We start from the raw sequence: 14429 nt of genomic DNA, 5'->3' as shown, positions 1-14429 counted from the left end.
CTTAGGAGAGAAGATGGCACCGCTGGTCGTGATCGACGTGGTGGGGTTGACCCCGCGACTGCTCGCCCACATGCCCCGGTTGCGGGCGGTGGCGCAGGCCGGGTTCGAGGCGGAACTGGGTACGGTGCTGCCGGCGGTCACCTGTTCGGCGCAGGCCACGTTCCTGACCGGTGCGCCGCCGACGGAGCACGGCATCGTCGGCAACGGCTGGTATTTCCGCGACCTGGGCGAGGTTTTCCTGTGGCGCCAGCACCACGCCCTGATGGGCGGGGAGAAGGTGTGGCAGGCGGCCCGAGCGCAGCGACCGGACTACACGGTGGCGAACATCTGCTGGTGGTACGCGATGGGCGCGGACGTCAACTGGACCGTGACGCCCCGGCCGATCTACTACGCCGACGGGCGCAAGGAGCCGGACTGCTACACCGACCCGCCGGAGCTGCACGACGAGCTGACCGCGAAGCTGGGCGGGTTCCCGCTGTTCACGTACTGGGGGCCGGGGGCGGGGCTGCCGTCGTCGCGCTGGATCTGCCAGGCGGCGCAGCAGGTGATGGCCACCCACAACCCGGACCTGACCCTGGTCTACGTGCCGCACCTGGACTACGACCTGCAACGGTTCGGACCGGGCTCGGCGGAGGCGGCGGCTGCCGCCGCGAAGCTGGACGGGGTGCTCGGCCCGCTGCTGGACGCCGCCAGGGCCCGTAACGCCACCATTGTGGCGCTCTCCGAATACGGCATCACCGACGTGTCCCGGCCGGTCGACATCAACCGGCTGCTGCGCTCCGAGGGCCTGCTGCGGGTCTACACCCAGGACGGGATGGAATACCTGGACCCGTGGACGTCGAAGGCGTTCGCGGTCGCCGACCACCAGATCGCCCACGTGTACGTGAAGGACCCGGCCGACATCCCGGCGGTGGCGAAGCTCTGCGCCGCCCTGCCCGGGGTGGCCGAGGTGCTCGACGCCGAGGGCAAGGCCCGGTACGGCCTGGACCACGAGCGCAGCGGTGAGCTGGTGCTGGTGGCCGAGCCGGACGCCTGGTTCACGTACTACTACTGGTTGGACGACGAGAGCGCACCGGACTTCGCCCGGCTGGTCGAGATCCACCGCAAACCCGGCTACGACCCGGCCGAGCTGTTCTTCGACCCGGAGGCGCCCGGTGCGGCGAAGCGGCGGGCCGGGGTGGCGCTGGCCCGCAAGAAGCTCGGCATGCGGTACATGATGAGCGTGGTCGGGCTGGATGCCGGGGCGCGTGCGGTGAAGGGTTCGCACGGCCGGTTGCCCGAGGATCCGGCAGACGCCCCGGTGCTGCTCTGCTCGGCCCCCGGCGCGGCCCGCGAGAAGATCGCGGCGACCGAGGTCAAGGGCCTGCTGCTGGAGTTGGCCGGGCTCGGCACGCGGGAGGAGTCGTGACCGCGACGGCGCCGCTGACCGACGCGGCGGAGTTGCGGAAGCGGTTCGACGCCCAGTTGTCGGCGTTCCTGGAACGACAGGACCCGGACTGGCCGGACGGGGCGCCGCGCGGCGTCTTCACCACCCTGCACCGGTTCGTGCTGGCCGGCGGCAAGCGGCTGCGGCCGATGTTCTGCTACTGGGGCTGGCGCGGGGCGGGCGGGGTGGACGACACCCCGATCGTGGTCGCGGCGGCGGCGCTGGAACTGTTCCACGCGTTCGCGCTGATCCACGACGACATCATGGACGGCAGCGACCGGCGCCGGGGCGAGCCCTCGGTGCACCGGCTCTTCGCCGACCTGCACACCCGCTCGTCGTGGCGGGGCGACCCTGCCTCGTACGGGCGCAGCACCGCGCTGCTCTGCGGGGACCTCTGTGCCGCCTGGGCGGACCAGATGTTCCACGAGTGCGGCCTCTCCGCCGACCAGGTGCACCAGGGGTACGGCGTGTTCGCGAACATGCGTACGGAGGTGATCGCCGGGCAGTACCTGGACCTGGTTTCCGGGGTCGGGGACGGTTCGGTGGCGAGCGCCTTGACGGTGATAAGGATGAAGGGGGCCAGGTACACGGTGACCCGGCCGTTGCAGATCGGGGCGGCGCTGGCCGGTGCCGGGCCGGAGCTGCTGTCGGCGTTCGCCGCCTTCGGTGACCCGCTCGGGGACGCGTTCCAGCTGCGTGACGACGTGCTCGGGGTGTTCGGGGATCCGGCGGTGACCGGCAAGTCGGTGCTCGACGATTTGCGGGAGGGCAAGCCCACGGTGATGATGGCGTTGGCCCGGGGTAGTGCCGACCGGGAGCAGGCGCTGCGGTTGAAGGAGCTGTTCGGCAATCCGGACCTGGATCCGGAGGGGGCCGCGGAGCTGCGCGGGATAATCCTCGACACGGGGACCTTGGACCGGATCGAGCAGATGATCCGGGTCCGTACGGACGCCGCACTGACGGCCCTGGTGGACGCCCCGGTGTCGGCGCAGGCGAAGGCGCAGCTGGCGGCGCTGGCCGCCGAGGCGACCGACCGACGCCACTGACAGTAACTTTTTTCTAACCGAGCAAAAGTTTAGTTCCGGAACCCAGAAGCTATGGACACATCTATCTATAGAAATTAGTGTCATCCTGAACACGAAGTTGTTACGTCGATGTAACCGGCGGCGCGGTTAACCCATCGACCGGTGACCCCCGGTGCCCTGCACCGAACGGGGCCGCTACCCGGCGGGGAGTGACATCCCCTCGGGTCGGGTTCAACCGGCTACGGCATCCGGCGCGACGGCGCGCGCCCTGCCTGGCAGTCAACTGCGCAGGAGGGAAAGCATCAATATGTCCATATTGGACGCACCAAGAATCCGACCCGGACGCTGGCAGACAGCGGGATCGGTCCTGCTCCTCGTCGCCGCGACCCTCACCGTGGTCACCACCACCGCGGCGCCGGCCCAGGCCCACACCATCAACGCCGCCGACTTCCAGCAGGTCACCCTGGCCCGCGGCGAAGCCGAGGTCGGCGAACCGATGACCATCGCGGTCCTGCCCGACCGCTCGGTCCTGCACACCGCCCGCAACGGCACGCTGCGGCGTACGGACGCGAACGGGACCACGGCCGTCGTCGGCACCCTGCCCGTCTACACCCACGACGAGGAAGGGTTGCAGGGCGTCGGGGTCGACCCCGGTTTTGCCACCAACCGCTTCATCTACCTCTACTACGCCCCGCCGCTGTCCACTCCGGCCGGTGACGCCCCCGCCACCGGCACGAGCTGGACCGCCTGGCAGGGCGTGAACCGGCTGTCCCGGTTCACCGTCAACGCCAACTGGACGCTGAACATGGCCAGCCAGATCAACGTCCTCGACGTGGCCGCCGACCGGGGCATGTGCTGCCACGTCGGTGGCGACATCGACTTCGACGCGGCCGGCAACCTCTACCTGTCCACCGGTGACGACTCCAACCCGTTCGACTCGGCCGGCTACTCGCCGATCGACGAGCGGACCAACCGCAACCCGGTGTACGACGCCCAGCGCTCCGCCGGCAACACCAACGACCTGCGCGGCAAGATCCTGCGGATCAAGGTGAACGCCAACGGGACGTACTCGATCCCGGCCGGCAACCTGTTCGCCCCCGGTACGGCGAACACCCGCCCGGAGATCTACGCGATGGGCTTCCGCAACCCGTTCCGGATGAGCGTCGACAAGGCCACCGGCTACGTCTACGTCGGCGACTACGGGCCGGACGCCGGCTCCACCAACGCCAACCGGGGACCGAGCGGACAGGTCGAGTTCAACCGGGTCACCTCCGCCGGCAACTACGGCTGGCCGTACTGCACCGGGACGAACACCAGCAGCGAGACGTACAACGAGTGGACCTTCCCGGACGGACCCGGCGCGGCCAAGTACAACTGCACCGGCGGCCCGACGAACAACTCGTTCCGCAACACCGGCCAGGGCACCCTGCCCGCCGCCCGCCCGGCCTGGATCCGGTACGCCGGTGACGCCGGCACCCCGCCCGCCTTCGGCGGCGGCTCCGAGTCCCCGATGGGCGGCCCGGTCTACCGCTACGACGCCTCGAACCCCTCCACCACCAAGTTCCCGCAGTCCTTCGAGGGACAGTTCTTCGCCGGTGAGCTGGGCCGGGGTTGGATCAAGCCGATCCACGTCAACACCGACGGCTCGGTCGGCACCATCGACGCCTTCCCCTGGGTCGGCAAGCAGGTCATGGACCAGGCGTTCGGCCCGGACGGCTCGCTCTACGTGCTCGACTACGGCACCGGCTACTTCAACGGCGACGCGAACTCGGCCCTGTACCGGTTCGACTACATCGCCGGTGGCAACCGGGCCCCGACCGCCGTCGCCTCGGCCAACCGCACCTCCGGCGCGGCACCGCTCGCGGTGACCTTCTCCTCGGCCGGCTCGTCCGACCCCGAGGGCAGCGCGCTGACGTACTCCTGGGCGTTCGGTGACGGGACCACGTCGACGGCGGCGAACCCGACCAAGACGTACACCGCGAACGGCACCTACAACGCGACCCTGACCGTACGGGACACGGCCGGCGCGACCGGCAGTGCCAGTGTGATCATCAGCGTCGGCAACACCGCCCCCGTGGTGACGATCAACAGTCCGGCCAACGGGCAGCTGGTCGCCTTCGGTGACGCGGTGCCGTTCCAGATCACGGTCACCGACCCGGAGGACGGGACGATCGCCTGCTCCCGGGTCAAGATGACCTACGTGCTCGGCCACGACACCCACGGCCACCAGATCACCTCGGCCAACGGCTGCACCGGCACCATCACCATCCCGACCGACGGTGAGCACGACGACGCGGCGAACATCTTCCCGATCTTCGACGCCGAGTACACCGACAACGGCGGGCTGACCACGCACACCCAGCACACGTTGCAGCCCAAGCACCGGCAGGCCGAGCACTACAAGACCTCGTCCGGGATCGCGACGTACACCAAGACCCCGGCCGAGGGTGGTCGGACCGTCGGCGACATCAACAACGGCGACTGGATCGCGTTCGAGCCGTACCGGCTCGCCAACGCCACCTCGTTCAGCGCCCGGGTCTCCTCCGGCGGCGCCGGCGGCACCCTCCAGGTGCGGGCCGGCTCCGCGACCGGCACCGTGCTCGGCTCGGCGACCGTCCCGGTGACCGGCGGCTGGGAGACGTTCGTCAACGTCACCGGCGCCATCACCAGCCCGCCGGCCGGCACCACCACGCTCTACCTGACCTTCGCCGGCACCGGCACCGGGGCGCTCTACGACCTGGACGCCTTCACCTTCACCACCGGCACCGGTGGTGGCGGCGGCGGTGGCACCGGCCCGATCAAGGGCCTGGCCGGCAAGTGCCTGGAGGTCGACGGCGGCGCCACCGCCGACGGCACCCAGGTCCAGATCAACACCTGCGCCGGTACGCCACGGCAGACCTGGACCGTGCAGGGCCAGACCCTGCGGACGCTGGGCAAGTGCCTGGACATCTCCGGCGGCGGGACCGCCAACGGCACCAAGATCCAGCTCTGGACCTGCAACGCCACCGGCGCGCAGAACTGGGTCCCGCAGGCCGACGGCACGCTGCGCAACCCGACCACGGCCAAGTGCCTGGACGTGTTGAACGGCAGTTCGGCAGACGGTCAGGACGCCCACCTCTGGGACTGCATCACCACCGTCGCCAGCCAGAAGTGGACCCTCCCGTAACCGCACCCCACCCCCACCCCTGATGGAGGGAAGGGCCCTTCCGATCGTTGTCCGACGGAAGGGCCCTTCCCGACTCGCCCTAGGGAGAGCACCGATGCGCAGACTCCTGCGTCCCGTCCTCGGTACGGCCATGGCGGCGCTCGCCGTCATCGCCTGTACCACCCCCGCCACCCCGGCCAGTGCCGCCGACGCCCCGTACGACGTGCTGGTCTTCTCCAAGACCGCCGGCTTCCGGCACGACTCGATAGCGGTCGGCACCCAGGCCATCCGCGACCTCGGCGCGGCGAACAACTTCACCGTCGCCGCCACCGAGGACGCAAACGCGTTCACCACCGCCAACCTCGCCCAGTACGAGGCGGTGATCTTCCTCAACACCACCGGTGACGCGCTCAACGCCGCCCAGCAGACCGCTTTCGAGTCCTACATCCGCAGCGGCAAGGGCTACGTCGGGGTGCACGCCGCCTCCGACACCGAGTACGACTGGCCGTTCTACGGCAACCTGGTCGGCGCCTGGTTCGCCTCGCACCCGGCGATCCAGCAGGCCAACGTCAAGGTGGAGAACCGGGCCACCGCGGCCACCGCCACCCTGCCGCAGACCTGGACCCGCACCGACGAGTGGTACAACTACCGGACCAACGTCCGGTCCACCGCGCGGGTGCTGGCCACGCTCGACGAGTCGTCGTACTCCGGCGGCGGGATGGGCGCGGACCACCCGCACTCCTGGTGCAAGACCTACGAGGGCGGCCGGTCGTTCTACACCGGTGCCGGCCACACCCAGTCGACGTACGCGGAGCCGGCGTTCCGGGCGCACCTGCTCGGCGGCATCCGGTACGCGGCCGGCACCTCCAAGGCCGACTGCCGGCCCGAGAGCGGCTACACCGCCCTGTTCAACGGCTCCACCACCGGCTGGTCGCAGGCCGGACCGGGCAACTTCACCAACACCGACGCCACCCTCACCTCGGTCGGCGGGATGGGGCTGTACTGGTACAGCGCCAAGCAGTTCTCGTCGTACTCGCTGAAGCTGGACTGGCGCCTGGCCGGTGACGACAACTCCGGTGTCTTCATCGGCTTCCCGGCCTCGACCGACCCGTGGTCGGCGGTCGACAACGGCTACGAGATCCAGATCGACGCCACCGACGCGGCCGACCGCACCACCGGTGCCGTCTACACCTTCAAGTCGGCCGACATCGCCGCCCGCGACGCGGCGCTGAACCCGGCGGGGGAGTGGAACAACTACGAGCTGCTGGTCGAGGGCGAGCGGCTGCGGATCTACCTCAACGGTGTGCTGATCAACGACTTCACCAACACCAACCCGGTCCGCTCGCTGGCCGGCTACATCGGCCTGCAAAACCACGGTACGGGCGACGACGCGTCGTTCCGCAACGTACGGATCAAGGAACTCGGCACCCCGCCGACGGACCCGCCGCCGGGCGGCAACACCACGGTCCAGGCCGAGGCGTTCAACTCGACCGGTGGCGTGCAGGTGGTCGGCAAGGCCGGCGCCAACGGCGGCTCGACCATCGGCTACATCGACAGCGGTGACTGGGCCGCGTACAACGGGCAGAACCTGACCGGGGTCACCTCGTTCCGGTCCCGGGTCGTCTCCGGCGGTGCCGGCGGCGCCATCCAGGTCCGTACCGGTTCGACCACCGGCCCGATCCTCGGCACGGTGGCGGTGCCCAACACCGGCGGCTGGGAGACGTACGCCGATGTCACCACCACCCTGTCGAACGTCCCCGCCAGCACGCAGAACCTGTACCTGACCTTCACCGGCGGCGGTACCGGCCTGTTCGACGTGGACGACTTCACCCTGGTCCGCGGCGGTGGCGGCCCCGGCCCGACGCCGGGCACCGGCGCGATCGTCGGCCTGGCGAACAAGTGCCTGGAGATCGACGGCGGCGGCACCGCCGACGGCAGCCAGGCCCAGATCAACACCTGCACCGGTACGCCCCGCCAGACCTGGACCGTGCAGGGCCAGACGCTGCGGACGCTGGGCAAGTGCCTGGACATCTCCGGCAGCGGCACCGCGAACGGCACCAAGATCCAGCTCTGGACCTGCAACGGCACCGGGGCGCAGAACTGGGTCCGCAACGCCGCCGACAGTTCGCTGCGCAACCCGGCGTCGGGCAAGTGCCTGGACGTGTTGAACAGCAGCTCCGCCGACGGCCAGAACGTGCACCTCTGGGACTGCCTCGGCGTCGCCAGCCAGCGCTGGACCCTGCCGGCCTGAGTGACGCCGGATCCTTCCGGCCGCAGCGAGTCGGGGAAGGGCTCCTCGTTGTCGAGGGGCCCTTCCTTGTGTCCGGGGGCGGGGCCTAGAGTGGCTCCTGGCGACCTTTGGAGACCACCGGTGAGCAGCGGGAGGCGCAACCCGCTCGCCCAGGGTGCGTACGCACGCACCGGTCCCGCCTCCACCGGTCCGCCGTACGCCCGGACCGGTCTCCCTCGCGCCCGTCCACGGACACCGCCGCCGCGGTGCCCGTCGGGAATCCCAGGTATCCAACAGGGGAGAAGGACAATGGCGCGACCCATCACGCTCTTCACCGGCCAGTGGGCCGACCTTCCGTTCGAGGAGGTCTGCCGGCTCGCCTCCGAGTGGGGCTACGACGGCCTGGAGATCGCCTGCTGGGGCGATCACTTCGAGGTCGACAAGGCGCTCGCCGACGAGTCGTACATCGAGCGCAAGAAGGAGACCCTGGCCAAGTACAACCTCCAGGTCTTCACGATCTCCAACCACCTGCTCAGCCAGGCGGTCTGCGACCACCCGATCGACGAGCGGCACCAGGGCATCCTGCCGGGCCGGATCTGGGGCGACGGGGAACCCGAGGGGGTCCGCCAGCGGGCCGCCGAGGAACTCAAGGACACCGCGCGGGCCGCGGCGAAGCTCGGGGTGAAGACGGTCGTCGGCTTCACCGGCTCGTCGATCTGGCACACCCTGGCCATGTTCCCGCCGGTCCCGCCGTCGATGATCGAGAAGGGGTACGAGGACTTCGCCAACCGGTTCAACCCGATCCTCGACGTCTTCGACGAGGTCGGCGTACGGTTCGCGCACGAGGTCCACCCCAGCGAGATCGCGTACGACTACTACACCACCAAGCGGACCCTGGAGGCGATCGGCCACCGGGAGGCGTTCGGGCTCAACTGGGACCCGTCGCACTTCGTCTGGCAGGAACTCGACCCGGTGAACTTCATCTACGACTTCGCCGACCGGATCTACCACGTCGACTGCAAGGACGCCAAGGTACGCACCGGCGACGGTCGTCGCGGCCGGCTCGCGTCCCACCTGCCCTGGGCCGACGGCCGCCGGGGCTGGGACTTCGTCTCCACCGGCCACGGCGACGTGCCGTGGGAGGACAGCTTCCGGGCACTGAACGCGATCGGCTACGACGGCCCGATCTCGATCGAGTGGGAGGACGCCGGCATGGACCGCCTCGTCGGCGCCCCCGAGGCGTTGCAGTTCGTCCGCCGGCTCGCCTTCGACGCACCGGCCGCGGCCTTCGACGCCGCCTTCGCCAGCAAGGACTGACCGTACGGGCCCATCCGGCCACGGCGTCGGGCCGGTCGCCTCACGGCGGCCGGCCCGTGCCGTACCGGGGTGTTATCCGTCCGGGTGTTATCCGTCCGGGGTCAGAACGAGGCGCTGCCCGTTCCGTTGCTGGGCGGGGTACTCCGGGTCGGCGAGGTCGTCGTGGACCCGACGCCCGTGGAGGTCAACTCGGTGGTGCTGCCGTTGGTACCCGGGCTCAGCTTCTCGCCCAGCCGGGTGTGGCTCAGCCGGTCCCTGCCCTCGGCGTAGAGCCGATTGGCCTGGGCCTGGGCAACCCCGGCCGCCTCCTGCACCGTCGGGTGGTCGAGGACCTTGCGGCCCTTGACGACCAGCTCGTCGTACTTCTCCCGGCCGGCGCGGGCGCCTAGGACGAAACCCGCAGCCAGCCCGCCGATGAACCACAGCTTTCCGCGCATGGCGGCTCCTTTCGTGCCTGACGCGCCGTTGCGCCCGCCGAGGAACCGGATGGGCAACCGCGTCGCGCCTGCGTCGTCTGTGCTCAGGTACCTACCCATCCTCCCGGAAGTCCATGCCTGTCCGCCGCAGGCACGACATTTTGCCTGGATATCGGGGTGCACGGTTTGGCCGAGAACCCCGTAGCGCAGACCCTGCGGAAGTCCTGTACTCTTATGCCGTCGCGAGGCGCCGGGGAGATCCAGTAACCGGCAACTAACGATCCCCCGTAGCTCAATTGGCAGAGCAGCCGGCTGTTAACCGGCAGGTTTTTGGTTCGAGTCCAAACGGGGGAGCTTTCCCCACAAACCCGCCCGTCGGCCCCGCCGGCGGGCATCGTCGTATCCAACGGAGATGCGGCGGGGGTGAAAATGAGGGGAATCCGCAACCGGACCGTCGGCACGCTGGTCGCCGTCGCGATGGTGATCGGCTGGCTGGTGGTCGCCGGCATCGCCGCCCCGTACGCCGGGCGGCTCGACGCGGTGGCGAACAACGACAACGCCGCGTTCCTGCCGGCCGACGCCGAGGCGACCCGGGCCGACCGGCTGGCCACCGGCTTCATCGACCGGCCGACCACCCCGGCCCTGGTCGTCTACGAGCGGACCAGCGGCATCACCGACGCCGACCGGCAGCGGGTGGCCGCCGACGCCGACCGGTTCACCCGCGTCCCCGGCGTCATCACCCCGCTGCCACCACCGGTACCCAGCCAGGACGGCCAGGCCATCCAGCTCATCGTGCCGCTGGACTCCAGCGGCGACGGCGGCGACCGGATCCACCGGGTCGTCGACGCCATGCGGGACATCACCGGACCGGGCGCCGACGGCCTGCTCGTGGAGGTCGCCGGCCCGGCCGGGCTGCTCGCCGACCTGGTCGCCGTCTTCTCCTCGATCGATGGGCCACTGCTGCTGGTCACCCTCGTCGTGGTGCTGGTCATCCTGCTCATCGTCTACCGCAGCCCGGTGCTCTGGATCATCCCGCTGCTGGCCGCCGGCGTCTCGTACGTCGTCGCCACCCTGCTCGTCTACGTCCTCGCCCAGAACGAGGTGATCAAACTCAACGGGCAGGCGCAGGGCATCCTCACCGTGCTCGTCTTCGGCGCCGGCACCGACTACGCGCTCCTGCTCATCGCCCGCTACCGGGAGGAACTGCACCACCACCCCCGTACGCTGGACGCGATCATCGCCGCCTGGCGCGGCGCCGGACCGGCCATCATCGCCTCCGGGAGTACGGTCATCGCCGGGCTGCTCTGCCTGCTCCTGTCCGACCTCAACTCCAACCGGGCCCTCGGCCCGGTCACCGCCGTCGGCGTCGGCGTCACCCTGGTCGTCATGCTCACCTTCCTGCCGGCGCTGCTCCTGCTCGGCGGCCGGTGGGCATTCTGGCCCCGGGTTCCGCACGCCGGCACCACCGACCGCTCCGGCGCCGTCTGGCGGGCCACCGGCCGCTTCATCGGCCGCCGCGCCCGACTGGTCTGGCCGCTCACCGCCGCCGCGCTGATCGCGCTGGCCGCCGGCCTGACCCAACTCGGCGGCACCACCCTCGGCCAGGCCGACCTGTTCACCGAGCAGACCGACGCCGTCGACGGCCAGCGCATCATCGACCGACACTTCCCCGGCGGCCTCGGCAGCCCCGCCACGATCTTCGTCGCCGAGGGCAGCGCCGACCGGGTGGCCGACGTCGCCCGAGCCGTCCCCGGAGTGGTACAGGTACAGCCCCTGACGGTCGCGCCCGGCGCGGGCGGCCAGGCCGACCCGGCAGCCGGTCCACAGGCCGCGCCCAAGGTCGTCGACGGGCGGATCCAGCTGGAGGCGACCCTCGCCGAGGAGGCCGACAGCCTGGCCGCCCGGGACACCGTACGGCGGCTGCGCGAAGCCGTACACGCGGTTCCCGACGCCGGGGCGGTGGTCGGCGGCTTCACCGCGATCAACATCGACACCAGCGACGCCGCCGACCGCGACCAGAACGTCATCATCCCCACCGTGCTCGGCGTGATCGCCGTCATCCTGGCCCTGCTGCTGCGCTCGCTGCTCGCCCCGCTGCTGCTCATCGTCACCGTGGTGCTCTCGTTCGCCGCCACCCTGGGACTCTGCGCGGTCCTGTTCACCCACGGCTTCGACTTCCCCGGGGTGGACGCCTCGTTCCCGCTGTTCGCCTTCGTCTTCCTGGTCGCCCTCGGCGTCGACTACAACATCTTCCTGATGACCCGGGTACGCGAGGAATCCGCCAAGTACGGCACCCGCCAGGGCGTACTGCGCGGACTCTGCGTCACCGGCGGCGTCATCACCTCCGCCGGGTTCGTACTGGCCGCCACGTTCTCGGCGCTCGCCGTACTCCCGTTGGTGATCCTGGTGGAACTCGGCCTCGCGGTCGCCCTCGGCGTCCTCATCGACACCATCATCGTGCGTTCCCTGCTCGTCCCGGCGCTGGCTTACCACATCGGACCGGCGATCTGGTGGCCGAGCCGACTCGGCCGGGTCGCGGAGGGGGAGCCTCCCGACGACCCCGACTACCGCGCCCGCCATGCCCGCTGACGTCGCGGTCGTCGGTGGCGAGCCGCCCGTCATGTTCGCTGACGTGGTGGTTGTCGGCGGCGAGCCCCTCGTCATGTTCGCTGACCTCGACGTGGTGGTTGTCGTCGGCGAGCCACCCGGATACTCGGACTGCCATGTTCGCTGACACCGATGTGGTGGTCGTCGGTGGTGGTCTTGCCGGGCTCGCCGCCGCCCGGCGGCTGCACCGGGCCGGCGTGCCGTGGCTGCTTGTCGAGGCGGCCGACCGGCTCGGCGGACGGGTGGCCACCGACCGGGTCGACGGGTACCTGCTCGACCGGGGATTCCAGGTGCTCAACACCGCCTATCCCCGGCTCGGCACCCTGCTCGACGTGGACACCCTGAAGCTGGGCTACTTCAGCGCGGGGGTGCTGGTGCGCCGCAACGGCCAGCTGCACCGGCTCGCCAACCCGCTGCGCGACCCGATCGCCGCGCCCCTGTCGGCGTCGGCCGACGTCGGCACCCTCCGCGACCGGCTCCGGCTGGCCGCCCTCGCCGCGAACTGCGCCACCATTCCGGTACACCGGCTGCTCGACGCCCCGGAGGTCAGCACGGAACAGGCCCTGCACCGGGCCGGTCTCTCCGACCGGATCATCGAGGAACTGCTCCGGCCGTTCCTGTCCGGCGTACTTGCCGACCGGGCCCTGGACACCTCCAGCCACGTCAGTGCCATGATCGCCCGATCCTTCGTACGCGGCAAAATCGGGGTGCCGGCGGGCGGGATGGGCGCACTACCGGCGGCGATCGCCGCGCCGCTGCCCCGTACCCTGCTGCGACTCGGCACCCCGGTCACCGGGATCGGCCCCGGCCTGGTCCGCACCCCGGCCGGCGACCTCCGCTGCCGGGCCGTCCTCGTCGCCACCGATCCGGGTACGGCAACCCGCCTCCTACCCGCCCTCGGAGCCGTACGCACCCGCACCCTGACCACCTACTACCACTCGGTCGACCAGCCGCCACTGGGTGAGCCGATCCTGCTGCTCGACGGCGACCGCCGTGAACTCGTGGCGAACACCGTCGTGATCAGCCGAGCGGCACCCACGTACGCCCCGCCGGGGCGGCACCTGGTGGCCAGCTCGGTGGCCGGACCGACCCCGCCGCCGGAGCCGGTGGTCCGGGGCGAACTCGGCCGGCTGTACGGCTGCCGGACCGACGACTGGGAGCACCTGACCACGGTGAGCCTGCCGGCCGCACTGCCGGCGGCCCCGCCGCTTCGGGGCCGACTGCGGCAGCCGGTCGACCTCGGTGAGGGGGTGTTCGTGGCCGGTGACCACCGGGACAGCCCGTCGATCCAGGGCGCCCTGGCCAGTGGCTGGCGAGCCGGCGCCGCCGTCGTACGCCACCTGACCCCGCAGATGTGACGCCTCCGTACGGTGTCGGTGAGCGCTGTTATTCTCGGCGGTGCCGGCCTGTTTCAGGGGTCGCGGCGGGGGCCGTTCGGTGCCCGTCGGCGGTCGCTGGGCGGGGTGGCGCGCGGGTTACCATTCCCGCGCTACTTGGGGCGGTAGCTCAGCAGGTTAGAGCAGGGGACTCATAATCCCTCGGTCGCGGGTTCGAGTCCCGCCCGCCCCACCGGCTGGAGAACCTGCCGACGGCACTGTTCGCCAGGACGGCGTTCTATGTCGATCTGTTGGCGGACCAGGGTCCGCTGTTGGGTGAGCCGTACACGAAGCAGCTTGACGGCAAGCTGCGTGAGTTGCGGTTCTACCTGGAGCGGCAGGCGGTGAGAGTCACCTACCGGATCGCGTCCGACAAACGGATCGTCTTGCTGACGGTGTTCCACAAGACGCGCATGCGCGACGAGCGAGAGGTCGACCGGGCGCGTCGGCGTTGGCTCGGTGTGTTGACGAGGCGCACCGACTCGAAGAGGGGGCCTAGGCCATGGGTGAACGGGCAGACTGGGCCGCGATGCGCGACCGGCGCATGGCTGAGCCCGGCGCTGCGGAGGCGTACGACGCGGCGCGGCTGGCGTTTGAGCTCGGCCGTGCGGTCCGGGAGCTTGGTGAGCGTCGGGGTTGGACTCAGTCGCAGCTCGCGCAGGCTTCGGAATGACCCTGTCGGCGGTTGCCCGGTTCGAAGCGGGCGGGACCGTCCGACCTTGCCGGTGCTGGAGCGGTTGGCAGCGGCGCTGGATGTGAGCCTGTACGTCAGTTTCGAGCCACGGGACGCCGCAGCCTGAACCTCGGATGGCGCGGTCGAATCCGAAAGAGCTGCCTGCTGGGCTTCGTTGGCTACGAACCTGGGAACCTCGCCTCGTCGATGTGTT

10 protein-coding genes and 2 tRNA genes are annotated in these 14429 nt (G+C 70.5%); 11 read left to right on the top strand and 1 reads right to left on the bottom strand.

From position 1 onward, the window contains the following. The first annotated feature begins 13 nt into the window (after positions 1-13). From OG792_RS25845 to OG792_RS25825, 5 genes are all read left to right on the top strand, one after another. Complete coding sequence (locus OG792_RS25845) at positions 14-1408, top strand: alkaline phosphatase family protein (RefSeq protein ID WP_329103125.1); 1395 nt, start codon at positions 14-16, stop codon at positions 1406-1408. Beyond that, entirely contained in the window at positions 1405-2472 is a 1068-nt protein-coding gene (locus tag OG792_RS25840) for a polyprenyl synthetase family protein (RefSeq protein ID WP_329103122.1), read from the top strand. Before OG792_RS25845 ends, OG792_RS25840 begins: the two co-directional genes overlap by 4 nt. Positions 2473-2758: 286 nt before the next feature. Then, positions 2759-5617, top strand: coding sequence for a PQQ-dependent sugar dehydrogenase (locus OG792_RS25835; RefSeq protein ID WP_329103120.1), 2859 nt, complete (start codon positions 2759-2761; stop codon positions 5615-5617). A 94-nt stretch (positions 5618-5711) separates the two neighbouring features. After that, entirely contained in the window at positions 5712-7847 is a 2136-nt protein-coding gene (locus OG792_RS25830; protein WP_329103119.1) for a ThuA domain-containing protein, read from the top strand. A gap of 288 nt (positions 7848-8135) precedes the next feature. Continuing rightward, positions 8136-9143, top strand: a complete 1008-nt coding sequence (locus OG792_RS25825) for a sugar phosphate isomerase/epimerase family protein (protein ID WP_329103117.1) — start codon at positions 8136-8138, stop codon at positions 9141-9143. 101 nt (positions 9144-9244) lie between these two features. Here OG792_RS25825 and OG792_RS25820 read toward each other — a convergent pair whose 3' ends face one another. Then, the gene (locus OG792_RS25820) at positions 9245-9580 is read right to left on the bottom strand and encodes a hypothetical protein (protein ID WP_329103115.1); all 336 of its coding nucleotides are present in this window, start codon (positions 9578-9580) and stop codon (positions 9245-9247) included. A gap of 260 nt (positions 9581-9840) precedes the next feature. On the opposite strand from OG792_RS25820, the gene OG792_RS25815 reads away from it, so the two are divergent. From OG792_RS25815 to OG792_RS34800, 6 genes are all read left to right on the top strand, one after another. Then, positions 9841-9913 (top strand) — tRNA-Asn (locus OG792_RS25815). 75 nt (positions 9914-9988) lie between these two features. Further along, on the top strand, positions 9989-12148 hold the full coding sequence (locus OG792_RS25810; protein ID WP_329111427.1) for an MMPL family transporter: 2160 nt from the start codon (positions 9989-9991) through the stop codon (positions 12146-12148). Next, complete coding sequence (locus tag OG792_RS25805) at positions 12138-12293, top strand: hypothetical protein (protein WP_329103113.1); 156 nt, start codon at positions 12138-12140, stop codon at positions 12291-12293. Before OG792_RS25810 ends, OG792_RS25805 begins: the two co-directional genes overlap by 11 nt. Further along, the gene (locus OG792_RS25800; protein ID WP_329103111.1) at positions 12283-13524 is read left to right on the top strand and encodes an FAD-dependent oxidoreductase; all 1242 of its coding nucleotides are present in this window, start codon (positions 12283-12285) and stop codon (positions 13522-13524) included. The genes OG792_RS25805 and OG792_RS25800 overlap by 11 nt, the downstream gene beginning before the upstream one ends. Before the next feature lie 137 nt (positions 13525-13661). Further along, positions 13662-13735: transfer RNA gene (locus OG792_RS25795), tRNA-Ile, on the top strand. 58 nt (positions 13736-13793) lie between these two features. After that, positions 13794-14342 (top strand): type II toxin-antitoxin system RelE/ParE family toxin, encoded by a 549-nt coding sequence (locus OG792_RS34800; protein WP_442932305.1) that lies wholly within the window; start codon positions 13794-13796, stop codon positions 14340-14342. The last annotated feature ends 87 nt before the right edge of the window (positions 14343-14429 follow it).

Source organism: Micromonospora sp. NBC_01699 (assembly GCF_036250065.1).
Lineage (GTDB): Bacteria > Actinomycetota > Actinomycetes > Mycobacteriales > Micromonosporaceae > Micromonospora_G.
Note: the sequence above shows the minus strand (reverse complement) of the source record. Positions and strands in the feature narration are given on the sequence as shown.

Excerpts from the sequence above, each read along its gene's own strand:
- OG792_RS25845 (WP_329103125.1), top strand. The coding sequence starts at position 14 with ATGGCACCGCTGGTCGTGATCGACGTGGTGGGGTTGACCCCGCGACTG.
- OG792_RS25825 (WP_329103117.1), top strand. The coding sequence starts at position 8,136 with ATGGCGCGACCCATCACGCTCTTCACCGGCCAGTGGGCCGACCTTCCG.
- OG792_RS25835 (WP_329103120.1), top strand. The coding sequence starts at position 2,759 with ATGTCCATATTGGACGCACCAAGAATCCGACCCGGACGCTGGCAGACA.
- OG792_RS25830 (WP_329103119.1), top strand. The coding sequence starts at position 5,712 with ATGCGCAGACTCCTGCGTCCCGTCCTCGGTACGGCCATGGCGGCGCTC.
- OG792_RS25800 (WP_329103111.1), top strand. The coding sequence starts at position 12,283 with ATGTTCGCTGACACCGATGTGGTGGTCGTCGGTGGTGGTCTTGCCGGG.
- OG792_RS25820 (WP_329103115.1), bottom strand. The coding sequence starts at position 9,580 with ATGCGCGGAAAGCTGTGGTTCATCGGCGGGCTGGCTGCGGGTTTCGTC.
- OG792_RS25805 (WP_329103113.1), top strand. The coding sequence starts at position 12,138 with ATGCCCGCTGACGTCGCGGTCGTCGGTGGCGAGCCGCCCGTCATGTTC.
- OG792_RS25810 (WP_329111427.1), top strand. The coding sequence starts at position 9,989 with ATGAGGGGAATCCGCAACCGGACCGTCGGCACGCTGGTCGCCGTCGCG.